This is a genomic window from Microcoleus sp. D3_18_C2, from assembly GCF_036702395.1.
GTDB lineage: Bacteria > Cyanobacteriota > Cyanobacteriia > Cyanobacteriales > Microcoleaceae > Microcoleus.
The window spans coordinates 105553-130849 of sequence record NZ_JAUBTG010000002.1 but is presented as its reverse complement, the minus strand read 5'-3'; the positions used below and the strand labels follow the sequence as shown (position 1 = coordinate 130849).

The following is a 25297-nucleotide window of genomic DNA, read 5'->3' as shown; positions in this document are numbered from 1 at the left end:
TTTATACTTTAAAGGATACGCCAGTTATGAGCGATCGAAGCACTGTTAGACCTATAGAAATTCTGCTGATTGAGGATTCTCCCAGCGATGCGGATTTGGCAAGAGAAGTCCTCAGTCAGGGTAAAATATTGAATAACTTGCATTTTGTGGAGGATGGAGTCGAAGCAATCAAGTTTTTGCGCCAAAAAGAGCCCTATCTCAGGGTACCTCGTCCTGATTTGATTTTGCTCGATTTGCATCTGCCGAAAAAAAGCGGTATTGAAGTGCTAGAAGAAATTAAAACTGACCCCAACTTAAAATTAATTCCTGTAGTAATTCTCAGCACTTCAGCAGCGCCGGAAGATATTTTTAAGTCATACTCCCTCCACGCCAACTGTTACATAACAAAACCGGTAGACTTCATAGAATTTACTAAAGTAGTCAGGTTAATTGAGGAATTCTGGCTGGCCGTCGTCAAACTTCCTCTAAATTAAACGAACAGATGCTTCGCTTATGAGCGCTCTAATTTTTTTTAACCTATGGAAATTATGCTGGTGGATGATTTGCTCAGCGAGGCTGAATGGGGTTTATAAAAGCTGGCTACCAGCCAATTTTTAACAATTTGCCTAAGAGTAGGAAATATGGTATTAGCAATAAAATTTTTGAATAAAGAAGGCTTTTCTGTTCGGGTTTGCGTCCCGATTTAATTCTGCTGGACTTAATTTTGTATAAAAAAACGGTTGGTAAATATTGATATAAATTAATTCAGCACTCAAGTTAAAAATGATTCCGGTGGTAATTATGACAAAATCCATAGCCGATGAAGAGATTCTCAAGTCTTATGCCCTGTCAGCCCGGTGCTACATCACTAAGCCTATCGATTTTAGTCAAGTCGCTAAGCTGGTGAGATGGATTGAGGATTGGTGGCTGGTGGTGGTGACAGTTCCCAAATAATAATTTTCAAGTTGAAAATGGCAAGGGAAAGCAAAAAAGTTTAACCTAAGATTGGTAGAGTAAAAATTTTACAGTCAAAAACGTCTAAGCTATGTGGATTAAGATTCTGTTAGTAGAAGACAATCCTGCTGATGCTGATTTACTTGCAGAACTGTTAGAAGTATCTGTGGGCGTCGAGTGGGAACTGGTGTCTGTTGAGTTCCTGCATGAGGCGATCGCACAATTGTGTAAACAACCCTTTGATGTCGTTTTGCTCGACCTTTCTTTGCCCGACAGCCGCGGTTTGGAAACCCTAACTCGCCTGCGAGAAGTTGCTCCTGATGTGCCAATGGTGGTAATGACAGGCTTGGACGATGAGGCGATCGCCCTAGAAGCAGTTCGCTTGGGAGCTCAAGACTATATTGTTAAAGGTCAAATTACTACTCAATTATTAGTGCGGACGATCCGCTACGCGATCGAACGATCTCAAACATTTCAAATGCTGCGGGAAAGCGAGCGCCGCTTTCGGGCGATTTTTGACTCGTCGTTTCAGCTAACCAAGCTGCTGACTCCGCAAGGAATTGTGCTGGAAGTCAACGAGACAGCCCTCGATTTTGCCGGATTGCGATCGGAAGGTATTGTGGGCCGCCCAATTTGGGAAATGGCGATTTGGGCCCAGTCGCCACAGGTTTCCGAACAATTGCAATTCGCGATCGGCAAAGCAAGTCGGGGCGAGTTTTTCCGCAGCGAAATCGACTTATTAGGCAAAAGCGGCCAAATTATGACAGTTGATTTCTCACTGAAACCTGTTAAAAATGAAACAGGACAAGTTTTGCTGCTGATTGCCGAAGCCCGTGACATTAGCGATCGCAAACGAGCAGAAGCGGAAATTCTCAAAGCCCTCGCACGAGAAAAGGAACTTTCACAACTGCGAGCTAAATTTGTCACAATGGTTTCCCACGAGTTCCGCACACCTTTGACAACCATCCAATTTTCCGCTGGATTGCTGCAAGATTACAGTTCTCAGTGGCCCCAAGATAAAAAATCTACTCATTTTGTGCGGATTCAATTAGCAATTAAACGCATGACAGAGTTATTAGAAGATATCCTCGTAATTGGCAAAATCGAAGCCAATACCTTGCAGTTTCAACCGGTTTCCTTAAACCTCGAAAAATTTTGCCGTCAACTGGTAGAAGAGCAGCAGCTCAACGACAGCAACCAACACCCGATCGCCTTTCAATATGAAGGCGGCAACTGCGATGCTCAAATGGATGAAAAACTGCTGCAGCAAATCTTGGGAAATGTCCTCTCAAATGCCATCAAATATTCCCCCGTCGGCAGTACAGTTTCCTTGCACCTCAACTGTCAAAACAACGAAGCTGTGTTCCAAGTTCAAGACCGGGGCATCGGCATTCCCCAAGCCGATCGAGAGCGGATATTAGAAACTTTTTACCGAGCTCCAAATGTCGGCACTATTTCGGGAACAGGTCTCGGTTTAGCAATTGTGAAGAGGGCTGTGGAACTTCACGGCGGCCAACTCGCGATCGAGAGTCAAGAAGGAAAAGGCACAACTTTCACTATTACCTTGCCTTTAATTTACACCCCCAGTCAATAACAACTGAATTATTAACTATACATATCCGCAATTTAACGATTAATTAAGCCCCTAACAAACAAACTTATCAAGTATCTGAACCCAGAATTTTTACGAAAAACTACTAACTACAAGGAGCTAGCACCGTGGCTAAGATTTTGGTAATAGAAGACGAAGAAGCGATTAGAGAGAATATTTTAGAGTTGCTGGAAGCCGAGAATTTTGAAGGAATAGGAGCGAGTAATGGCCAAGTCGGCATCAAATTGGCGATCGAAAAAATCCCCGACTTAATTTTGTGCGACATGATGATGCCGGAAGTAGACGGTCACGGCGTCATCAAAGCTTTGCGCTCCGAACCATTGACTGCCACAATTCCGTTTATTTTCCTCACAGCCAAAGCCGATAAAGTTGACATTCGCACGGGCATGGAACTGGGAGCTGACGATTACATTACTAAGCCCTGTACGCCCCAAGAACTGCTAAAAGCCATTGCTATTAGACTTGAAAAACAAAAAACAATTAGCCGACAATCTCAAAAGACGCTAGACGAATTACGCACTAATATTAGTATGTCGCTGCCCCACGAATTGCGGACTCCTTTGAATGCAATTCTGGGCTTTTCTGAGCTAATTCTGTCAGAATATCAGGTCTTAGAGGAATCAGATATCTTAGAGATGATCGGTCAAATTCAAACTTCCGGTCATCGCTTGTATCGGCTGATTCAGAACTTTTTGCTGTATGCAGAACTGGAGATAGCAGCCACCAATCCCGAACTGCTAAAGGAGATGCGAAACAGCGAATTTAGCTGTGTAAAATCTTTGCTGAGTCAAAAAGCGCGGCAGCAAGCAAAACACGCGAATAGAACAGACGATTTACAATTGAACTTGCAAGATTCATCGGTAGCCATTGATTCTGTGAGGCTCGCAAAAATAGTTGAAGAATTATTGGACAATGCCTTCAAATTTTCTTTAGAAGGAACGCCTGTTTTATTAAGCACTTTCGTCGAAAATCAGACTTTTATTCTGTCTGTTAAAGACCAAGGCCGCGGTATGACTACCGATCAGATTGCACAGCTAGAAGCTTACAGGCAGTTCGATCGCAAACTTTACCAACAAGCAGGTTTGGGATTGGGCCTGGCTATTGTTCAACGCCTTGTAGAATTGCACGGAGGAGAATTTAAAATAGAAAGTTTGCCACAGCAAGAAACCAGAGTTTGCGTTTCCCTGCCTGTCTAAACCATTTTAGATTTTAGATTTTAGATTTTAGAATTGGGGATGATTTACTAGATCAGGGTTGGGATATTCCCTACAGTTGCATTATTTTGGGAAAATCCTATCAACAATATAGCAACCGTGGCCGATGATTGGGAAGTTTTTAATCGCACTTTCCCCATGCGATCGATTGCTTCTTCCTTCTGCTATTATGCAGGAGCGATCGCGCCTTTCAGACACCGCTGCATATAAATTTGAGCTACCTTATCATTAGGGTTGATTTCTAAGCAGGCCGAAAACAATCTTATAGCTTCGCCACACCTATCACTATTGTAGAGTACCAAAGCTTGCTCAAAGATTGTCTTTGTCTCTAACTTTTTCTGTCGTAACTCTGGCGGATCGGCCGCAAATACTTCATAAAGTGTTACCATTCGGGATTTGCCTTTAACTGTTACGCGATCGATCAACCTCAAATCATAAATATTGTTTAACTGTATAAAAGTATTGTGAGTAATTAACATCGAAACTTCATACTCTTTCGTTAAAGTTTCCACGCGGGAGGCTAAGTTTACCGCATCGCTAATCACCGTGCTGTCCATCCGACTTTGGCCGCCCACCGTGCCTAACATCAAAGAACCTGTATTGATGCCAATGCCAATTTGCAGCGGCGGGCCATCGACCTGATTACGACTAATATTATATTCGTTAAGCTCTTCTAGCATTGCAATTCCAGCTTTCACAGCATCGTCCGCACTGCCATCAAACAGCGCCATAATCGCATCGCCAATGTATTTGTCAATAAAACCAAAATTGTCAGTAATTGCCGGTTCCATCCGGGACAAATAACCATTAATAAATTTAAAATTTTCTTCGGGATTCATCCTTTCCGAAAGAGAAGTGAAATCGCGGATATCTGAAAACAGCACCGACATTTCTTTCTGTACCTGATCGCCTAATTTGACTTCCAGAATACTTTCATATCCCAGAAAGTGGAGAAATTGGTGCGGCACAAACCGCCCGTAAGCATCTGTTAATTTTTCTTCCGCTGCTAAAGCTTTTTGCAACTCGTCTGTGAATTGGCGGCGCTCGGTTTCTACCTCTAGACGTTCCGTGATGTCTTGAAAAGCCGCGATGGCGTAAACTATGTTTTTCCGTTCGTCGTAGATTGGAGTCGCCCAAACCTCGATCGGCACAATCCGATCCGATCCATGAACTTCTAGATCGTCCATACGCACAAATTCTCCCCGCAACGCCCGAACAATCGGTTGGCTATCCCTGGGATACAATTGATTAGTTCCAGCGTCGTAAAAATGATAAGCTTCAGGAAATTGCTCAGTACCCCCATCAAAAATTAAACCTTGGGCTAGTATCCTTTCGCCCCAAGAATTCATGTAAAAAGGTTTACCCTTACCATCCACAACAAATATTCCTACTGGCATCGCTTCCAGGAATTGAGTCAATCGGCTTTCGTTTTCTGACAGTGCCTCATTTAACTTTTCTTCGGCTGCCAAAGCTTTTTCTAAATCATTAGTAAACCTAATTCGTTCCACTTCTACCTGTCTTTGCAAACTAATATCCTTAGCAAAACCCTGATAGTAAAGCACTTCACCGTTAGCATCATAAACTGTGCGCGCATACTCAGAAATCCAGATAATGCTGCCATCTCGACAGTAAACCTGAGACTCAAACTCACACAGAGTACCGTGCTGTTTCATCAGCCCCAAAAACTCTTGACGGCGGTTCGGTTCCACGTACAATTGCTGCTGAATATCATTAATACTTTCTATCAATTCTGACGCAGAATCGTAGCCGTAAATTTCCGCCAGAGCAGGATTCGCACTGATAAAATGTCCGTCCGGCGTCGTCTGAAAAATACCTTCTAGAGCATTTTCAAATATCCCGCGATACTTCTCTTCAGCTTGAATTAGCGCCGCTTCAGCTTCCTTGCGTTCACTTATGTCACTAAAAGCAATAATCGCATAGGAAATGTCTCCTGTAGAATCATAAATTGGAGTTGCCCAACTCTCTACAGGAATAATTTTATTAGCTGTACGAATTTCTACACCCTCAGTCCGCACATTTTCGCCCCTAAGCGCCCGCATAATTGGCAATTCTTCCACAGGGCATCTCTGATTAGTCCCGGTTTTATAGAATTGATAAATAGCTGCTTTTTGCTCTGAATTAATATGTGGCACAGTGCCTTTGCCAAATACATCCCGCGCTTTCTGGTTAGCGTAGAAAGATTGCCCGTTTGCATCAAGTACACACACGCCCAATGGCATAGCTTCTAAATATTGCGTCAAGCGACTTTCGTTTTCATGGAGTTTGGCAATCAGCATCGCCTGCTTGCGGTTTAATTTTACCAACTCCTGATTCATTTCCTGCAGTTCTCTTTGTTTTTCCGCTAATTGTTTATCTTGAAAATATCTATATATTGCCTCAGTGACCGTTAATTTTAAGTCATCACATTGCCAAGGTTTAGGTATATATCGGTACAATTTAGCATAGTTAATAGCATTGGCTACCGCATCCAAATCGGCCTGGCCCGTCAGCATGATTTTGAGACAGTTCGGCGAGATAGCATGAACGCTCCTTAATAGTTCGTCTCCTTTCATGCTAGGCATGATATGATCCGAAATAACCAAAGGAACTTCATACTGTTCTGCTAAAAGTTCTGACAGCAACTCTAAAGCTTCTTCGCCACTTTGGGCCGTTTCAATTAAATATTTATCTTCAAAGGCTTTTAGGAGGTCTATTTCCAGACTATCGAGTATAGTCTGCTCATCATCCACACAAATAATGACTGGTTTTTTCATAAATTTGCTAGACCAGACTTAATCGCTTCAATTAATTCTTGATTCTGCCAAGGTTTTTCTATGAAAGCATGAAGATTAGCTTGATTTTTTGTGCGTTCGATTGCTTCTTTGTCGGCTTGTCCTGTCAGCATCACTGTCACAATTTGCGGATATTTTTGGTGGATTTTAATCAGCAACTCATCTCCTTTCATTCCGGGCATCAACCAATCAGAGACAATTACTAAAATATTAACCTCAGCTTCACAGAGCTCTTCAATAATTTCCAGGGCCTCGGCAGCACTTTCAGCAAATTCGCAAAGATATTTACCGTTAAATGCCTGTTGCAGTTCAATTTCCAGACTTTCCAACACTCCTACTTCATCGTCCACACACAAAATTGCTGATTTAGACATCGCTAGTTTCCTTCTTTAGTGGGGTAGGGTGAACCCCCATGGGCAGTACACCGTTTTCCAAATTCTACATTCTGCGCGGGTAGACTGCAAATTTTCGCCCCCGACTTCAGCATCCGGCGCTTTAGCTACTCAGTTAAATTAATCGGCAAACACACGGTAAATACTGTTTTACCGGGCCTCGACTCCACATCAATTTTACCTTGATGTTTTTCAATTATTTTTTTGACAATATCCAGTCCCAATCCGCTGCCTTCTCCCGCAGGTTTGGTGGTAAAAAAAGGCTCAAAAATTTTCGGAATAATCTCTGGTTGAATCCCCTTACCGCTGTCAATAATTTTTACCAAGAGGCTGGTATCTTGTTGTAGCGCGTCAATTGTTAAAGTCCCTTGATTGTCCATCGCTTGTAAGGAATTGTGAATTAAATTTGTCCAAACTTGATTGAGTTCATCAGGATAACATAGTACCACAGGCAATTTATCTTGATAGTTTCTGAACACTTCCACACCCTGCTTGATTTGGTTTTGGTAAAGAGTTAATACAGTTTCAATTCCATCCGTAATATTCACTTGTATTTTTTCCCCATTTACATCGTAACGCGCATAATTTTTCAGGGCAAAGACAACTTTGGCAGCGCGTTCAGTAGCGGTAGCGATGGTTCGGGCGCTTCTGTGAATGCTAGCAAAGTCGTAGGCTGTTTTTATAATATTTTCGCTGTCAGGATCTTTGAGCAACGACAAGAATTCTTGCAAATTTCCTTGCAATCCGATATTGACTAAAATGCTAGCAAGGCTGTCAGCATTGTCAAGACCTTCCGACTCTAGTTGCTGCTTCACTCCTTTTTTCAATACCCGTTTTTCTCGAGTAGATAAAGAGTAATTTTGTTGACTAGAACTGTACATCAAACGCAAGAAATCTTGCTGGCGTTCAGCAGACAGTTCTTTAAAAAAAACTGGCAAGCTTTCGAGATTGTTATCCAAAAAGCTGGTAATATTTCCAATAGACGACCGAATCGCTCCCAACGGCGTATTGATTTCGTGAGCAATGCCCGCAATCAGTTGCCCTAATGCAGCCATTTTTTCCGATTGCACTAATTGATTCTGAGTAGCTTGCAGTTGGTCTAAAGTAACTGTAAGTTCATTGTTTTTCTGTTGGAGTTTTTTTCGCAACTGGCACATTGCTAAATGGGTTTCTACCCTCACTAGAACCTCTTCCACCTGAAAGGGCTTAGTAATATAATCTACCCCGCCCACAGCAAAGGCTTTGACCTTGTCAAGTACGTCATTAATCGCGCTAATAAAAATTACCGGGATTTCGCAAGTTCGTTCATCAGCTTTGATCTTTTCGCAAACTTCATACCCATTCATTTCGGGCATCATAATATCCAGCAAAATCAAATCTGGAGGCATACCTTTGGCTGCCGAAAGCGCTAACTCACCGCTAGGTACCGGGCGAACTTTATAGCCCTTGCTGTTCAAAATTCCGGCTAGCAGCCGCAAATTAGCTGGGGTATCGTCAACTACTAAAATATTACCGCGATCGGTGCTAGGAATGTCGTTATTCATGTGATCTTGCTTGAGATATTAATTTTAAAAGTTTGTCGTACTCAAAATTTTCTATACAATTTGCGATCGCGCCTGCCGTTACTGCATCCTTTAAGCGAATTTGCTCTATCAAAGTATCAATTAAATCCATATCTGCATTCTGTATTGCTAGCTTTAAATCAGCTACCAGTGAATCAGGCAATTTTACGAAATCAGTCGCACTCATAGCGCGATCGCCCTCTTTGATTGCCGATAAATCACTTTGAGCCGGATCTTCATAAATATAGCGCACTCCGATATGTTTGTGCATAGCATCAAAAATATCGGGTTCCCGGAAAGGCTTCCTCATAAAAGCATCGCAACCCGCCGATAAAATAACTGCCCGTTCTTCCTCCAAAACGCTGGCTGTCAGCGCAATAATCGCAGTAGCTTGACCTTTAATAGTACCTTTAATGTATTGCGTAGCTTCGTAGCCGTCCATCACAGGCATTCTCATGTCCATCCAAATGAGATGCGGTTCCCAACTATCCCAAATCTCAATAGCTTCTTGACCGTTATTCGCTTCTTTTAGTTCAAAACCCAGAGGAGAGAGGATTTTAATTAACAATTGGCGATTGAGCGGTTTATCGTCTACTATCAAAATTCGATAGGTGTGTTGGTTGGGAACCAGGCCTATAACATTCCTGATCGGCTTTGGGCGTTCAATATCAGCCGCATCGACAGCAATAACTTGAATATCGAACTGAAAATTCGTTCCCTTACCAACAGCAGAACTGACGCTCATTTCACCGCCCATTAATTCCACAAATTTGCGACTGATGGGCAATCCCAAGCCAGTACCTTCTTGCGAATCTTTGCCTGTCTTGGTTTGCACGAAAGGTTCAAAAATATCGTCTAATTCATTGGTAGCAATACCGGGACCAGTATCCTCGACTTCAAAATGAAGGAAGAAGGAAGAGGTAGAAGCTGCATCGTCATTTGGGGTTGCAATGATTTGGTTGTTCGACTGACTGATTTGAGATATTTTAAGACCATTTATGGCGAAAAAATTTGTAGGTTTTGATACTGCAAAATCAGAAAAAATTCCCCCTTGTGCCTGCTGATTTCGGCCTAATGACTGCTTGCCAACTCTTACCGCTACACAGCCTGCCTCGGTAAACTTAAGAGAATTATTGAGCAGATTAATTAAGATTTGCCGCAACTTTAACTCGTCAGTTTTTATATATTGTGGCACATCGGGACTGCAGTCAAAAATCAACTGCAAGTGCTTGTCATCTGCTTTGAGTTGAAACATATCTTCCACGTCGTTTAGCAGGCGATAGAGGTCGAATTTTTGGGGATTGAGGGTGGTGCGCCCCGATTCAATTTTAGATAAATCCAGCACGTTATTAATCAGGGTAAGGAGGTGTTCTCCGCTGCTGCTAATTATGCTAATATTTTCTTGATGCTCTGGGGAGAGAGTTTGGCTGCGAGTCATCAGTTGGGAAAAACCGAGAATTGCATTGAGAGGCGATCGCAATTCGTGACTCATATTAGCAAGAAAGGTACTTTTAGCTTGATTCGCTACTTCCGCTTTGTCTTTAGCTATAGCCAATTCTGCCGTCCGCTCTTGCACTCGCTGTTCTAAAGTTTCAAAAGATTGTTGCAATTGTTGAGCCATGCTGTTAAATGACTTAGCTAATTCCCCCAATTCGTCGGAGCGTTCGCTTTCTACTGTTTTATCCCATTCACCTTTAGCAATATTTTGGGCTGCTGTATTTAAGCGCCAAATAGGATTTGTCACCCAGCGAGAAGTCAGAATGCCGATAACTAAAGCTACTCCTAAAGCTGCTAAACATAGCCAAATAGTAGTCTGGGTATTAGCATCTATTTCTTTGGTAAAATCTGATTCGGGAACAACTACCACAATCAGCCAGTCTAAACCTTTGCCATCTTGGAACGGTAGAACTTTTACAAATTGTCGCTTGTTCTCTATTTCAAAATTAAAGAGATAGGAAGTTTTTATTTGCTTTAATTCCTGAAAACGAACTGCTACATATTTAGCTGTAGCTTGAGTCGAGTGGTCAACACTCTCTTCTGCTTTGAACAGTTCTTTCTTATTATTATTGATGCGAAATGGTTGTTCGGCAGTTGAAGTTGCCAGTAAAGTACCATTCTTTTCCATAATAAATGCTTGCCCGGATTTGCCAATTTTGAGACTGTTTAAAAAACTCCCAATATGGTCTAGACGCAAGGCGCTAATTAATACTCCTTGTAGCTGATTGTTCTCGTATACAGGTTGGAGCGCACTGAGTATTAAGGTTGGTTCTAGAAACGAAATATAAACGGAACTCCAAGTTGGTTGTTCGAGATGAGCCGCATTTTTGTACGAAGGATGTTCGCGGATGTCAAAGTTTTTGACAACTGTTGCTAGGGTAGTGCGATCGCCTGTATCATTAGTATGGTAAGAATAAAAATCAAAACCAGTAGATTTGCCTGATAAATTAATCATTAGAGAGCCATTTGACAGTTTCTCTCCGGTTCGATAGTCTCCATTCTTGTTGCCAATGGAGGTAAAATTGATATATGGATATAATTGTACTTGGCGCCAAAGATATTTCTCCCAAGCGGATAAGTTGTCCATATTTAACAACCCGAGTTTGACAGCATCCAGCTTGGTTTGATTGATTTGATGGGGAGTTGTTAGGTAAACTTGCAGGTTTTGCTCGACCCGCAAACTCACCTCGCTCATTAACTGACTGGCTAGGTTATTAACTGCTTTTTGTCCGTTTCTAAAAGACAGATATCCTACGAGTCCCACGGCTCCCACGATTTGCAATACAAATGGAACTATGAGAACAGTTCGCAGCGATAATTTGTCTAAAATTTTAGAAACCATAAGATTGAGGGGTTTGGTGAACTTAGTCTAGAACCGTATTTGCACAACCTGTCTTAACTGCAGCACCATTTATTTACTGCCGATTAGCTAGGGGAATTGATGCGGGCTATTTTAGCTGTGGTAGATGCTCGACCCCGATCGCTTGTGAACCTAATGTTTGGTCGATTAAAGTCTATTATTTTACCCATTGTCGTATTATTGTTACCATTTAGGTAAAAGTTGCCGTCTCTGGCTGCGAGAATGGCCTGATACCCGATCGCGCGGGCGAGTTTAACCCGCATGGGTCAAGCGGTTTGGAGGCCGGCCAGGAAATTTGCGATCGGCACTCGCCATTTTCCGCAAGACGTGTTATACTTCAGAAAGTCGAGGGCACGTAGCTCAGTGGATAGAGCATCAGGTTCCGGTCCTGAGGGTCGGGGGTTCAAATCCCTCCGTGCTCACTTTGTATGTCGTTTGCGGAGTAAGGGTTTCAGGTTAATTGTATTACCGATAGTCCTATTTTCCGCTCAAATTTCGCTCCCATCTGTTCCAAGTATCTCCAAAACCACCTCCATATCTGCCAAGTTTGCGCCGGACTTTTTGCGCCGCGCTTTCAACTGGTTGAGCAAGTCGGCTGGCTCTGGAAAATCTGCGACGGTCGGAGCGGAGTTTTCCAATAGCTCCGTGCTCATGTAGATTTATAGAATGACTGATTTTGATAGACCGGGGACAAATTTTTGTCCTCGGCCTCAATTATTGTGATTTAAGCGTCAGTGTCAAAAATTGAATCGCCACTGTACTCGCAGGTCGCGGACTGATTGCGCCCCTGTTGCTTGGCACGGTAGAGTGAACGATCGGCAAGCGCAATCAAGTCAGCCGATGATAGTTCCGAAATCGGAATTAAGTTGGCGATACCCATACTAATAGTAACTACATCGCTCACATCAGAGGTTTTGTGAGGAATATGTAAAGCTTGAATAGCAGCGTGAATCCGTTGGGCCACCGAACTCGCTCCTTCAATATCTGTATTAGGCAAAATGATGGCAAATTCTTCTCCGCCGTAACGCGCCACTAAATCCGCCGGACGGTACACCACCTCTTGCACCGTCTGAGCAAGTTTGAACAGACAACTATCCCCCATTTGATGACCGTAGGAATCATTATAACGTTTGAAATAATCCACATCAAATAACAAAAGAGAAATAGGTTTTTTTTCCCGGTATAGCCGCTGCCATTCATGTTCTAAGCGGTCATTAAAACAGCGACGATTAGCAATTTGAGTCAACCCATCAATATTTACCACTTGTTCTAAGAGATGAGTAGCGCGCGCTAGTTCTTCGTTAGAGAGTGCCAGTTGTTGATTAATTTCTCTCATCCGCGCTTGAGCCTGCTGCCTTTCTGCCAATTCCTTCTGCAATTTCTGAAAAATATCCGCTTGTTTAATGGCGATCGCTAACTGATTAGCAATCTGTTTAACAAGGTCAACTTCAAATTCTTCCCATTGCCGAGGAGCAGAACATTGATGAATACATAACAACCCCCACAAATCTTGTCCATTGAGCAACGGCGCAACTAAATTAGCCCGAACCGGAAATTGTTTCCAAAGAGCGCGGTAACAGTGTTGAAGGTCAATATTATTGATATTTTCTACTATCTGCGTTCTCCATTCTTGATATGAATCAGGATATTGTTCACCACAACAATGGTCGTTAAATTGATTTTTGCTTACCAATTTACATCCTTCGCCTACGGATTCTGAAACAAACTCACCATATCCAAATTTACTATCAGGATCGAACTTAAATATGCCGACGCGCTCGGCATCAAGAAACAAGCGAATATCCTGCGAAGCAATCTCAAAAATTGTAGACAAATCAAGAGATTGACGGATGTGTTGAGTAATTTCTTGAAGTAATATCGCCTTGTCGTACTGTTTCCGCAGAGCGATTTCTGCTTGCTTTTGGGCGAGAATAGCTGCCTCTGCTGCTTTTTTTGCTTTAATAATTTCACCTTCGTATAGGATACGCTGGCGGATACAGATCAAGATGCAATTGTTGACGAAGCTTCCTCCTTTCTCCCGACGCACAGCGTTGATCAGCATCGGTATATCACTACCCTCCTTTGACCTTAATGAGAAGTAAATTTCCTCTACTTTACCATGGAGCTTCAACAGGGGGAAGAAATGGGTTTGATAGAAAATCCGGCTGGCCATTGGCAGAATGAATTCCATCTTCTGTCCCCGCAGTTCATCGGTTTCGTATCCGAGTAATTGCAGTAATGTGGCGTTGACCATTACGATCGTACCATCGTCAGCAAACGAGAGGAATCCACAGGGTGACGTGTTGAGTAGCTCGTCTATCTGGTAGGTCATGTTTGCCATACAAATCAGGTAGTATGAGGTACACTCAAATACTCCTTAATCATCTCGATCGTCTCTTGTGGATGACTCAGGTGCGGGCAATGTCCCGTAGCTTTCATCACCCGTAGCGTACTTTTAGGTAGGTGGCGGTGGAGGTAATCCCCTACCTGGGTGGGAGCAATCACATCATCAGCGCATTGCAATATCAGTGTAGGTACTGATGCCTTGGGTAAATCACTGCGATTGTCAGAGTAAAAAGTTACCTCGGCAAAGCGACTTGCAATCACCGGATCCGTAGAGCAAAAACTTGTCTCAAGTTCCTCCGTTAACTCAGGACGATCCTCATTCTGCATCACCATTGGCGCCAGAAAGCTTGCCCAACCAATGTAATTTTTCTCCATGATATCGAGGAGATCCTCAATATCTTTGCGCTCAAACCCTCCGTAATAATTTGGTAAATCATTGATGTAGCAAGGTGAAGGCCCTACGAAAATCAGGCGATTAAAGTAATTAGGAGCTTGAATTGAGGACAGAAGGCCGATCATACTGCTGACAGAATGACCGACAAAAATTACATCCCTCAAGGCTAATTGTTCACAGATATCGAGGACATCCTGAACATAGCCATTGAGGTCGCTGTACCGTTCATAACTGTAGGCACTAATATCAGACTGTCCCGAACCTACATAATCAAATAGGATAATTTTGTAATCCTTCTCGAAGGCCTGTGTTACGAAACGCCACATATTTTGATCGCACCCAAATCCATGAGCAAACATCATCGTCTGGGTGCCTTGTCCTAACACTTTTATATTATTCCGTAAGAAAATTTTTTTAGTCATTTGAGCGAGACGAGCATTAAATTAATTATAAGACTTTTGCGCGCTTTCATGAGGGACGATTGCTGATCCCACATAGTGGTAGACAACAATTCAGGATGTCGGATTAATTGAATGGCAACCTCAGCAATGGCAGGCTTCCTCAACATATAACGCTGCCCGATTTCCTAGGCGATCGCTTGTAACGATTCCCATTTCGCTGGGGCTTCCATTCCTTCAGCAATTATGCTGAGATTTAACCCCTCTGGGATTACAACTATGGGTTTTTGAATTCCGCGATCGCTCGGATCGCTGGCTAAATCGCGGACAAATGAGCGAGCAATTTTGAGCGACTTCACCGGAAAATTTTTCAGGTTGTTAAAAGCAGAATAGCCAGTCGCAAAATCCTCGACATAAATCCCCATACCATGCTTTGATAATTTGCTCAAAACATGGTATGTAATGTCAACATTAAGCATCATTACAGTTTCCGTAATCTGTAGCTATAGATATTTCGGCTTCATCTCGGTGCGCTCAAGGATGCGATCGCTCTTAGCGATTAAAGTCGGCTGGGTGAGTTGACGTGCCGACAGATTCACCGCGATATTAGGAAGAATTAGTCCTGCTGCTAGCCACTGCTGATATTGCCCACAAGCTTGCTCTAAAACCCATTTGCTCTTCGGGCAAAATCAATCTAGTTTTTTCGGCGAGGGGAATACATCGATGGCGATGAATCCAACCTACTTCAGGAGAATGCCCTCCTCCTACTATAACTTTAACACCAGCAAGGCTACCTGTTTGCAAATCGAGTAGAGACAGGATTTTATGATTTTTGAGATGTCATTGAAATATACAATTTAGAGAAACAACAGCTTACCCCTAGATTTTTACCACAACCAATTTAGTGGGATTACTATAGCAAAAGGCGGTGATGAAGAAGGCAATAAAAGCTCCTATTTCAGCAATTAAGAACCTGCCAAATATTGTCGCGGTTGCTATAAATGTTCACAAAATCCTCAAATTAAAAAAGTTGGGTTTCCTAGCTCAACCCAACCTACTTTTAACGACCAATCACTGCTAATCCTCAAATATCCTCATCGTCTGGAGCTTGCACACCCTGGAGAATCCGCGATAGCTCACTCTTCTCATTAATCGTAATCCGAGTCGGAGAACCGCTGATAATCCGTTCGTAACCACGGAACGAATCTTTAATTTGTGGGCCTCTTTCAGTAATTGTGTATTCCCGGATTCCTTTGTCGTGCCACGAACCGCGCATCTTAAACACATTAATTGCCCGCGACATTTCTCCTCGAATCTCTACATACTGCAGCATAATAATTGTGTCAGTAATCGTAGAAATATGGGAGTCGGTAATCGAATTAGAACCCATAAACTGGTCGCTTGTATTCGTAAAAAAGCCAGTGATTTCTTCCTGCTTCGCAAAACCTGTCACTCCGATCACAAATTGCCTGAAAGCATTATTGCTGACACCCCTAGCTAAAGCCGACAGCGAGTCTATAGCAATTCTAGAAGGTTTGAACTCCGCAATTTCTGATTTAATAGTCTGCAAGTGGTCTTCCAAACCAGCAGATTCCGGGTAAGTACACAGCAGCTTCAGCATTCCTTTCTGTTCCATTTCCTCAAAATCAATGCCCCAAGAATAAGCATTGCGGAACAACTGAGCTCGCGACTCTTCATAGGCAAACAGCAGCGCCCGATTGCCGTTCATACAAGCATTCTGCAAGAACTTGCTCACCAACAGCGTTTTGCCGGTTCCCGTTGCACCCGTAGCCAAAATAATCGAGTCTTTGAAGAAGCCGCCACCGCACATCTCGTCGAGAGTTTTATCGCCCGAAGAAACCCGCACGTTGGAAGACTTTTGAGTTAATCGCATCGCCCCTAATGGGAAAATATTAATTCCGTCATTAGTCATAGTAAAAGGATATTCGCCCTTCATATGAGTTGTACCGCGCAACTTCAAAATTTCGATGGTGCGGCGGCGGCGTTCTCCTTCCAATACGTTGCGAACAATCACCACATTATCCGACACAAACTCTTCCACTCCAAACCGAGCCACCGGGCCGTATTCTTCCACCCGTTCCGTCGTCATAACTGTAGTTGCTCCGACTTGTTTGAGGCGCGCAACTAAGCGAAAAATTTCTCGGCGCACCACCGATGCAGCATCGTACTGCTGAAATACGGCGGTAACAGAATCTATTGAAACCCGCTTGGCTTTGTACTTGCGAATGGCGTACTGAATTCGCTCGATTAAGGCTGATAAATCAAAATTTCCTACGATATCTTGACCTTCTGGATCGGGGGAAGCGTCCAAAATAAATAGCTTGCCTTCCTCGATTAACTGTGCTAGATCCCAACCGAAACTGCAAGCATTTTTAATAATATCTGTCGGAGATTCTTCAAAAGTTACGAACACTCCAGCTTCGTCAAAATGGGTAATTCCATTATAGAGAAATTGTACGGCAAATAAAGTTTTTCCCGTTCCTGATGTGCCACTGACTAGGGTGGTTCGGCCGATGGGCATTCCGCCGTGACTGATGTCATCGAAACCCTCAATCATCGTGCGAATTTTTTCAACTCCTGCCGTTACCAATCCTTCTCGTTTAACCGTTTGACTAATTTCATTCATGTCGATTTTTGTCAACTCTCAGTATTCTTTAGTTGTCACTCATTAACCGCGGATCGTGAGTCTTTGTACCCAGCTTTTAGTTTTGGCTCTTGCTCAATAACTAATGACTGCTGAATGCTGACTAATGACCCCGCCCAAAAACCGATACCGTGCCACGTACTCCTGTCGTGGAAAGATAGAAATTTTAGACTTTTGTTCAACCTCCCAGATTCATCTGTGGAGTAAATCTAAAATCTAAAATCGTTCGACGATCGCGCGACTCGACGCTTCGACGCTCGCGCTCGCCGAACGTTTGACGCCAAACCGAAGTCTCAAATCTAAAATCGACTGACTCTTACCTGATTATCTTATGAATTCAGGTCTTCTTCGCGAAGTTCTTCATAGAGCAAATCTAATCCTATCAGAACTTTCTCACGATCGGACAAATCGCCAATAATTTTTCGCACCGGCGGCGGCAGGATTTTGGCCAGCGTCGGGGTTGCCAATATTTTGTCCTCTTCTGCTAGCTGAGGGTTTTTGAGAACATCTATGACTTTCAGCGCGTAGACACCTTGAAATTCTTGTTCTAGGATGTCCTTTAGGGTTTTCAAAGCTCGCACTGAGTTGGGAGTATTCCCCGCAACGTATAGCTTCAGAACGTAGGTTTTCTTCAGAGGACTCATGAACTTTTTTAAATGTTGAGTATTAGTTGTCAGATGTTAGTTGTAGTTGTTATTTGTCTTAAATCCGCTGTTCTTTGTTATTTTATAATAATTTCAGCCTCACGCTCGATCGGCAGTTGGTCGGCTCCTTTATTTTTTGTTAGATTCTACCTTCTACCTTTTGTTTCTTCAATTATGCCAAATCCCTGCTACATTCTACCTTGAGATGTCTCTTTCGGAATCGATCGCCGATACATCTCGCACATATGAGCGATCGCGTCAATCAGGGTCAAACGGTAATCTAGCAATATTTCCTCGCTGCGCCCTTCTAATTTTAGCTGTTTAGCAAACTCGTCCATCAATTCCATGTGAATTTCTACAATTTGAGTCACGGGAACGTCAGCAAAAAAAGCCAAATTCACAAATTCATCTATTTGATTGTTGACGGCAGCATCTTGAGAAAAGTAATTCAAAACGATGTCGCGATAACTTGACTTGAGTTGCTCCAAAAACTTTTGCTTTTCGGGGGCCGACAGATTTTTCAAAAAAATCTGAGAATTTCTTTTATAATACACACCTAAGTATCCTAATCGCTCCCGTAATTTTTCCGCCAGTCGCCGCTGCTGTCGGCTGAGCAAACTTTGAGCAGTCAATTGGGCTGTCGCATCGACGGTTACGGATTGGTAATTGACAGGAACCGGAGTTGAAAGTTTCAGAAATTGTGCGATCGCCCGATCGATAGCGGCAGCTATGGATCTCGATCGAGCGATTGCCAGTTGCACCTCAGCAGGGTGATAAAAAAAAGCACAGCTTTCGTCTTGACTCTGGTTGGCGGTACTGGCTGCGGCCTCAAAACCATCTGAATATGGTGCTTCGGGCTTGCCATCTACCTGCGCGTGAGGCGAAAAAATCACAGCAGGCAAAAAGAGCGATCGTTCTTGCAGCTTCCCCAGAAGCGATCGCAGATCCCCATCCACCTCCAAAACCAAACAATCAAGGTGATAATTGTGTTTAAGGAACCCCAAAAGCTCCACTGCCGACTTAATGTGCGTTAAAGTATAGCGTTCGCCTCTCAAAAGCTCGATCGCAGAGGCTGCAATTTCCTCAGAGCGGACAAAAATACCGATAGACAGTTGAGGAAGCAAAGCTGTAGGTGCACCACCTAAGTTGCCTGAAAGTGCTGGATCGCTCAGAGTTGATATCTCCTTTACAAAAAACTTAACATTTTAACAATCATCTCAACATTTATTTTAACCAATCTTAACCGCAAAATAAGTGATGCGCTTCTACCAGAGGAAGAATCAAAGTGTACTCCGTGGTTTTTGTGTCAAGCACCCTGAGCGTGATTTCTGCAATTAAGCTTAAGCCTTAAAATAATTGCTAGTCGCCTCAAATCAGGCGTAGGCATCGAACTCCCCGGTCTCGGTGCGGATAACGAGCCTGATAGCGAACTGATATAAAACAAATAAGATACAGAAATTCGCAGCTACATTGAGCATCAAAAATATTACTGCTCTCGCGAGCAGACTTTCAGGTTTGTTATGCCACTCACCACCCCCAGTCTCAAAAATTTTATCGAGCCAGTGCCGCTGTGCCTCCAAACGAGTGCGCTAGAATCGCTGCAGTCAATTTTCAGCTCCTGCAACTGCGATCGAGTCGCAGTAGTCAACGAACAGTTACAGCCGCTGGGATTAGTGTACCTCCGCAGCCTTTGGGCTTGGGGAGCCGATCGCACAAACGACGGGCCGCAACCTTTGTCAGAAAGCTCGATCGCGATCGAACCAGTCAGAGCATTACCCGCCACTATGAGCGTCAGGGAATTCTGGGAGTACCTGCAAACAGAAGAACAGAACACCCCAGCCCAGCCAAACCGCCAAACCGCCGGCATTTCATCAAACAACCCGATCGCCGTCACAGATGCCAGCGGTCAATTTTTAGGAATGCTAGACAGCCTGAGCCTGCTGCAATTCGCCGCACTCAACAGCAGCTCGCTCTGCAGCCTCACAGAGCAGGAAACAGCCGTCAAAGAAATCGAATTAAAACCGGTTTCCGAAGCCATCGCCACGGCCCTAGGCGCTCAAGTACGCTTTTTAGAAGCAGGATTGAAACCTTCGGAAAACCTCAACTCCCTAGTTGAACTGTTGGAAAAACTGCCCCTGCCCCTGAGATTGCAAACCCCAACCGCACAAATAGTCAGTCAAAACGCAGCGTGGCGGATTTTGCTGGGAGCAGGCCCAGAACCAGTTCCCGAACCAGCAGCAAATTTGGGTAAACACTCGCCCCGCAAACCAAGCAATTTAACAAGCGAATACAAGAGCGTGCAGTTTGAGGCCATCACCAAAGACTGCAGGAGCCTAGTAGGAGCAAGTAGATCGGGCGATTCCCTGCGGGATAGCTTCGCCGCGCGTGATTCAACAGCAGCCACCAGTTGCCCACTACCCTTGTACGCCGCCGCCTCCCCCTCAACCTTAACCGCTCCAGCTTGGTGTCCCATGGCCGGCAAACCAGACACCTACATTTGCGAGTGTCCCGTACAAAAAGGTCAAGAACGGATCTGGCAATTTGTCAAACAGCCGCTCTCAGACAAGCTAATTTTAGTAATGGGACAAGATGTCACCGAAGAACATTTAGTCGCCAAAGAACTAGCAGCGAAAAACGCAGATTTAATCCACCTCAACCGACTAAAAGACGAATTTTTATCCTGCATCAGCCACGAACTAAAAACCCCCCTCACCGCCGTCCTCGGTTTGTCCAGCCTCCTCAAAGATAAATTGATCGGAGAACTAAACGACCGCCAAACACGCTACGCCAAACTAATCCATAAAAGCGGGCGGCATTTGATGACAATTGTTAACGATATATTAGACTTGACCCGGATGGAAACCGGGCAGCTAGAACTAATTCCCGAACCAGTAGAAATAGCATCAACCTGCCAAAGAGCCTTTGAACAAGCAAAACAACTGCAACAGCAAGAAGAAAAAAATCCTCCCGCCCCCAGCAAAACGGACGGTACAGAAAACGCAGAACCCTCGACCCAAATAGAATTTACACTCGAAATAGAACCGGGACTGAGCCAATTAATGGCCGACGAACTGCGACTGCGGCAAATGCTAGTTAACCTCCTTTCCAACGCCCTAAAATTCACAGAAATCGGTGGCAAAATCGGATTGAAAGTAAATGTTTGGGAAGGCTGGATCGCATTCACAGTTTGGGACACTGGCATCGGCATCCCCGCCGACAAACAGCACCTAATCTTTCAGAAATTTCAACAGCTAGAAAGCCCCCTCACCCGCCGCTTTCAAGGAACCGGACTGGGACTGGTACTGACTCAACGCCTAGCTCGGCTCCACGGCGGAGACGTTTCGTTTATTTCCTCAGAAAACCAAGGCTCTCAATTTACCCTGCTGCTGCCACCAACTCCTCCGGGAAACAGCAGCGAAGAAGTCCCGGCACCGGGAGCCGCTGAGGAAGAATTATTAAAACCCCAATATCAGATTCCGATCGCCAATTCTCGCTCTCGTTTAGTATTAATAGTCGAAGCAGTTCCCAAATATATCGAAGATTTAACCAACGTCATCTCAGGTTTGGGCTACCAAGTAATAGTGGCCCGTTCCGGCACCGAAGCGCTGGAAAAAGCCCGCAGGTTTAGTCCCGAAGCGATTTTCCTCAACCCGCTGCTGCCCCTGCTGTCGGGTTGGGACGTGCTGACGCTGCTCAAGAGTGACCCGGATACCCGATCGATTCCGGCGATCGTCACGGCCACCAGAGGCGAAAAAGAACGGGCCAGTGTCAACAGGGCCGAAGGCTTTTTGAGCTTGCCGGTGGAAGAACCCGCTTTGCGGCGGCTGCTGGCAGACTTGATCGGCCACAGTAATGCTAGTAGCGCCAAAGTAAGGAGTTCTTTAACCGTGTTGTGGCTCAGCCCGCAAAACAGTTCGTCTCAAGGTTCCGCTTTACTGCTCAACCCCAACTACTGCCGGGTTTTAGAAGCAGACGACCTCGGCCAAGCAGAACTCGTGGCCCGAATTTGGCGGCCCGATGCGATCGTCTTAGACGGTACAAGTCAACTGCAAAACCCCTTAGCTTTTATCGAACAGTTAAGTCGGTCTCGAAATTTGGGTTCTCTCCCCTTGGTGACTTTAGACTCCCGAACTACACAACTGGCAAATCAAGTCAAAGGATTGTCGGTATTTCCCTGTTTAGCCACTAGCAGTCCCGACGACGGTGAAACTTCACCAACCGGGTTAATGCCAAGTGCTTTGTGGCAAGTAATTCAAGTTGCTGCGGGCATGAGTTGGAAGCCCAGCATTTTATTTGCCGACATTTCGACTTTACCGGATTTGCACTCCTCTTCTGGGGGGAAGCCGACGGGAGAATTGGAACATGGCGATCGATCGACCGCGGCCGAGATTCCCCTCCCCAATTCCCAGTTTTCTACTCCCAACTTTCAAGCTTTGATTCAGTACGTCCAAACCGCAGGATTTCGAGGGTCGATCGCTCAGAGCTGGACAGAAGTTTTGCAGCAGTTGCAATATCAAAGCGTTGACTTAGTTTTGCTGTGCTTGCGAGATGCCCCCTCAGAATCCCCCGCTATGTTGCAGGCGCTATCGAACCTGCGGCAAATGGCAGTAAAACTGCCAATTTTAGTCTGGGATTATCGATCGGCTGTAAATTCGGAATCCGAGGCGATCGACTTTCTACTGGAAGAAGTATCTGCCAAAATTTTGCCTTCTTCCCTATCGGCAGCACAATTGTTAGACAAAATTCAACAAGCTTTATTAACTCACTAAAATTTTTGAAAATGAAGGATTTACCAGGTTTAGATTGAATAATTTACTCCTTTATAACCAGTAAAAACAAAAGAGTATTTAGGACAAAAAAAAGGATTTTTTAAGTTTTAAAATATAAACCGCGAAGCGTTATTTATTGACTCATTTAAGTTGCTAATAACTCATAATTGTGCCTATTTGTAGTGAGGTAATCAGTCGTGTCTAAAACAGTGAATAAAAACGACAATCCAGAATGTAAACATAATTTGAGAAGTATTTAAATGAAAACCAAAAAGTGTTGCGAGTCAAGAAGCAATATCAAAACTCAAAAATATGAGTTATTATAGGCGATCGAGAAACCCTTATATTTTTTTCTGGGGCTGTACAGTGCCTAATCGCATTCCTTTAATATCTCTGCTACTCGCACTCGGTTTGGGGGCAATGCCCGAGCCTGCTGTTGCACAGGCACTCCTGCCTTACACCCTGCAAATCGACTCGGCCCAACTCGAACAAACGGCATTGAGCCTTGCAGAAGAAGCCGTCCAGCTAGCCAGACTCCAGCAGTACCAACTAGCGGTACCCAGAGCCGAACTCGCCACACAGTTAGCCCCCAAAAATGCTCAAACTTGGACTTTGTTAGGTAGCTTGTACCTTCAAGTCGAGCAGTTTGACAAAGGCATTGAAGCTTTGGGACAAGCTCAATCTCTGTCGCCCGAAAATCCATCAATTAAATTTGTCTTGGGAGAAGCTCACTTTCGGAAAGCGAACTACGAGAAAGCAGCCGAATATTTGCAAGCAGGGTTAAAACTCAAACCAGACACTCCAGGTGCATTATTTGATTTAGGCAATGCTTTTTATAAGCTGAAGCGGTTCGATCAGGCGATCGCCCAATACGAAAAAGCCTTTGCTTTAGAAAAAAATCTTTGGCCTGCTGTCAACAATATCGGATTAGTCAAATACGAAATGGGGGATGTTGATAGCGCCATCAAACGCTGGCAAGAAGCGATCGCGATCGACGACAAAGCAGCCGAAGCAATGCTAGCTCTAGCAGTAGCATTCTACACCAAAGGTGACAAAGAAAAAGGCTTAGCGATGGGAGAAGCAGCTCTGAAACTAGACCAACGCTATGCTACCGTAGAATATCTCAAAGAAAACCTCTGGGGCGATCGTTTAATCGCAGATACCCAAAAGTTGCTAGCCACTCCTGAAATCAAAGCAGCACTGACTAAAATTCAAGACGCCCCACCCCCTCCCCAACTGTCGCCTTAATTGTAGTTAAGTTTGTAGTGAGGACTTGAGTCCTCAAAGCCTTTTTTAACTGATAACCAACTATCTTATTCAGCACTAAGACCAAAAAATAGTTGAATGCGCTATCGGTAGGGGTAAGGTGCGCGCACAGCGCACCCTACAGATAGAGTTGGTGCGTAAGTTCTATTATTGCCAGGAAGCAATTGCTGTCTTCAATTCTCCAATCTAAAATCTAAAATCTAAAATCTAAAATCGCATGACCCCCCTAAGCTGGACAGAATTAGAAGCCCTCACAGACTTTGAAGTCGATCGCACAAACGGCCCCACCAACGCTCAATCCCGCTTGCGCCTCTTCGGTAAAACCGAATCCGATGTGCGAGTCACCCTGTACCGCGATAACCATGCTTGGTGTCCCTACTGCCAAAAAATCTGGTTGTGGCTGGAAGAAAAAGAAATCCCCTACCGTATTGACAAAGTTACAATGTTCTGCTATGGGGAAAAGGAAAGCTGGTACAAGCGGAAAGTGCCATCGGGAATGCTACCGGCGATCGAACTAGACGGCCGCATCATCACCGAAAGCGATGATATCTTAATCGCGCTGGAACGAGTCTATGGCCCCTTGGGTTTGGGCATGGAAAACCCGGCAGTAATACCCATGCGGCGGTTAGAGCGGCTGCTATTTAGAGCCTGGTGCTCTTGGCTGTGCTACCCAGCAAGTTCAGCCAAAGTCGAACAACACAACCGCAACCAATTTATCAGCGTCGTCGCCCAGGTAGAAGCAGCCCTGGCTAGCACTCCGGGGCCTTATTTCCTCGATGAATTTGGCACTGCGGATGTCATCTTTACGCCCTACGTCGAACGGATGAATGCCAGTCTTTACTACTACAAAGGCTACTCGATGCGGGAAGAAAACCCGCGCTTTGCTGACTGGTTTGCGGCGATGGAAACCCGCCCTACCTATCGCGGCACTCAGAGCGATTTTCACACCCACGTCCACGATTTACCGCCTCAGATGGGCGGGTGTTATGAAAACGGCGAACCGCAAATGTTAATCAACAAAGCCCGCGTGGATAATGGGCCTTGGGCTGGACTCCCGGATGTGATGTATCCAGAACCGGAAACCTCCCGCGCTGAAGCACTTCATCGCGTCATTAAGCACCAGCGCAACATCGTTCGAGTCAATCCTGCTGATGACAAGTTATTCGATGAGGCTTTGCGTTGTGCTTTAACTTTGATGATGACTGGCGAAGTTTGTACGCCGCCGAGTGGTTCTGATGCGGCTTTGCGGTATTTGCGCGATCGGGTGAATGTGCCCCGCGATATGTCCATCTACGCGGCCAAGCGATTGAGGGAAGCGCTGGAGGAAACGGCGGCTTTGGTGGGTGATGGCCAAGGTTCTCCGATTCTGCTGAAGCATCGGCGAGACCAAGATCCGGCTAATTTTGTGTATAGCGATCCTAAATGAATTGTTTAATTGTTGTAGGGGCAAACC

General features: G+C 44.5%; 19 protein-coding genes and 1 tRNA gene. 8 read left to right on the top strand and 12 right to left on the bottom strand.

The annotated features are described in order from the left end of the window. Positions 1-26 precede the first annotated feature (26 nt). The 4 genes from QUA88_RS01880 to QUA88_RS01865 all read left to right on the top strand — a co-directional run bounded on the left by QUA88_RS01880 (position 27) and on the right by QUA88_RS01865 (position 3741). Entirely contained in the window at positions 27-473 is a 447-nt protein-coding gene (locus tag QUA88_RS01880; protein WP_333056782.1) for a response regulator, read from the top strand. A 307-nt stretch (positions 474-780) separates the two neighbouring features. Continuing rightward, entirely contained in the window at positions 781-933 is a 153-nt protein-coding gene (locus QUA88_RS01875) for a hypothetical protein (RefSeq protein WP_333056783.1), read from the top strand. Positions 934-1024: 91 nt separating this feature from the next. Further along, on the top strand, positions 1025-2527 hold the full coding sequence (locus QUA88_RS01870; protein ID WP_333209123.1) for an ATP-binding protein: 1503 nt from the start codon (positions 1025-1027) through the stop codon (positions 2525-2527). Between the two features lie 125 nt (positions 2528-2652). Then, positions 2653-3741, top strand: coding sequence for a response regulator (locus QUA88_RS01865; protein WP_333269931.1), 1089 nt, complete (start codon positions 2653-2655; stop codon positions 3739-3741). Between the two features lie 185 nt (positions 3742-3926). Here the strand turns inward: QUA88_RS01865 and QUA88_RS01860 are convergent, their stop codons facing one another. From QUA88_RS01860 to QUA88_RS01840, 5 genes are all read right to left on the bottom strand, one after another. Further along, positions 3927-6533: a PAS domain S-box protein gene (locus tag QUA88_RS01860; protein ID WP_333209126.1), complete on the bottom strand. Its 2607-nt coding sequence runs from the start codon at positions 6531-6533 to the stop codon at positions 3927-3929. Further along, positions 6530-6925 carry a response regulator gene (locus QUA88_RS01855; protein WP_333056787.1) on the bottom strand — a complete coding sequence of 132 codons (396 nt, stop codon included), beginning with the start codon at positions 6923-6925 and terminating at the stop codon, positions 6530-6532. Before QUA88_RS01855 ends, QUA88_RS01860 begins: the two co-directional genes overlap by 4 nt. 125 nt (positions 6926-7050) lie before the next feature. Further along, complete coding sequence (locus tag QUA88_RS01850; RefSeq protein WP_333209128.1) at positions 7051-8487, bottom strand: response regulator; 1437 nt, start codon at positions 8485-8487, stop codon at positions 7051-7053. Beyond that, the gene (locus QUA88_RS01845) at positions 8480-11344 is read right to left on the bottom strand and encodes an ATP-binding protein (RefSeq protein WP_333056789.1); all 2865 of its coding nucleotides are present in this window, start codon (positions 11342-11344) and stop codon (positions 8480-8482) included. Before QUA88_RS01845 ends, QUA88_RS01850 begins: the two co-directional genes overlap by 8 nt. Positions 11345-11427: 83 nt before the next feature. After that, entirely contained in the window at positions 11428-11625 is a 198-nt protein-coding gene (locus QUA88_RS01840; RefSeq protein ID WP_333056790.1) for a hypothetical protein, read from the bottom strand. Positions 11626-11711: 86 nt separating this feature from the next. Here QUA88_RS01840 and QUA88_RS01835 point away from each other — a divergent pair. Beyond that, a tRNA-Arg gene (locus QUA88_RS01835) sits at positions 11712-11784 on the top strand. Between the two features lie 66 nt (positions 11785-11850). Here QUA88_RS01835 and QUA88_RS01830 read toward each other — a convergent pair. From QUA88_RS01830 to QUA88_RS01800, 7 genes are all read right to left on the bottom strand, one after another. After that, the gene (locus QUA88_RS01830) at positions 11851-12015 is read right to left on the bottom strand and encodes a hypothetical protein (RefSeq protein WP_333056791.1); all 165 of its coding nucleotides are present in this window, start codon (positions 12013-12015) and stop codon (positions 11851-11853) included. Between the two features lie 71 nt (positions 12016-12086). Continuing rightward, positions 12087-13694, bottom strand: a complete 1608-nt coding sequence (locus tag QUA88_RS01825; RefSeq protein ID WP_333269926.1) for a diguanylate cyclase domain-containing protein — start codon at positions 13692-13694, stop codon at positions 12087-12089. Between the two features lie 14 nt (positions 13695-13708). Continuing rightward, positions 13709-14524: an alpha/beta hydrolase gene (locus tag QUA88_RS01820; RefSeq protein WP_333240552.1), complete on the bottom strand. Its 816-nt coding sequence runs from the start codon at positions 14522-14524 to the stop codon at positions 13709-13711. 164 nt (positions 14525-14688) lie between these two features. Further along, positions 14689-14997, bottom strand: coding sequence for an EAL domain-containing protein (locus QUA88_RS01815; RefSeq protein WP_333056820.1), 309 nt, complete (start codon positions 14995-14997; stop codon positions 14689-14691). A 587-nt stretch (positions 14998-15584) separates the two neighbouring features. Beyond that, positions 15585-17147: a circadian clock protein KaiC gene (kaiC, locus tag QUA88_RS01810; RefSeq protein ID WP_333269923.1), complete on the bottom strand. Its 1563-nt coding sequence runs from the start codon at positions 17145-17147 to the stop codon at positions 15585-15587. Between the two features lie 347 nt (positions 17148-17494). Next, on the bottom strand, positions 17495-17809 hold the full coding sequence (gene kaiB, locus QUA88_RS01805; RefSeq protein ID WP_006632119.1) for a circadian clock protein KaiB: 315 nt from the start codon (positions 17807-17809) through the stop codon (positions 17495-17497). Positions 17810-17997: 188 nt separating this feature from the next. Beyond that, complete coding sequence (locus QUA88_RS01800; protein ID WP_333056796.1) at positions 17998-18933, bottom strand: circadian clock protein KaiA; 936 nt, start codon at positions 18931-18933, stop codon at positions 17998-18000. 396 nt (positions 18934-19329) lie between these two features. On the opposite strand from QUA88_RS01800, the gene QUA88_RS01795 reads away from it, so the two are divergent. The 3 genes from QUA88_RS01795 to QUA88_RS01785 all read left to right on the top strand — a co-directional run bounded on the left by QUA88_RS01795 (position 19330) and on the right by QUA88_RS01785 (position 25270). After that, entirely contained in the window at positions 19330-22578 is a 3249-nt protein-coding gene (locus QUA88_RS01795; RefSeq protein WP_333269920.1) for an ATP-binding protein, read from the top strand. 366 nt (positions 22579-22944) lie between these two features. Then, a complete protein-coding gene (locus tag QUA88_RS01790) occupies positions 22945-23826 on the top strand; it encodes a tetratricopeptide repeat protein (protein ID WP_445300589.1) in 882 nt (293 codons plus the stop codon). A gap of 235 nt (positions 23827-24061) precedes the next feature. After that, positions 24062-25270 carry a glutathione S-transferase family protein gene (locus QUA88_RS01785; protein WP_333056800.1) on the top strand — a complete coding sequence of 403 codons (1209 nt, stop codon included), beginning with the start codon at positions 24062-24064 and terminating at the stop codon, positions 25268-25270. Positions 25271-25297 lie beyond the last annotated feature (27 nt).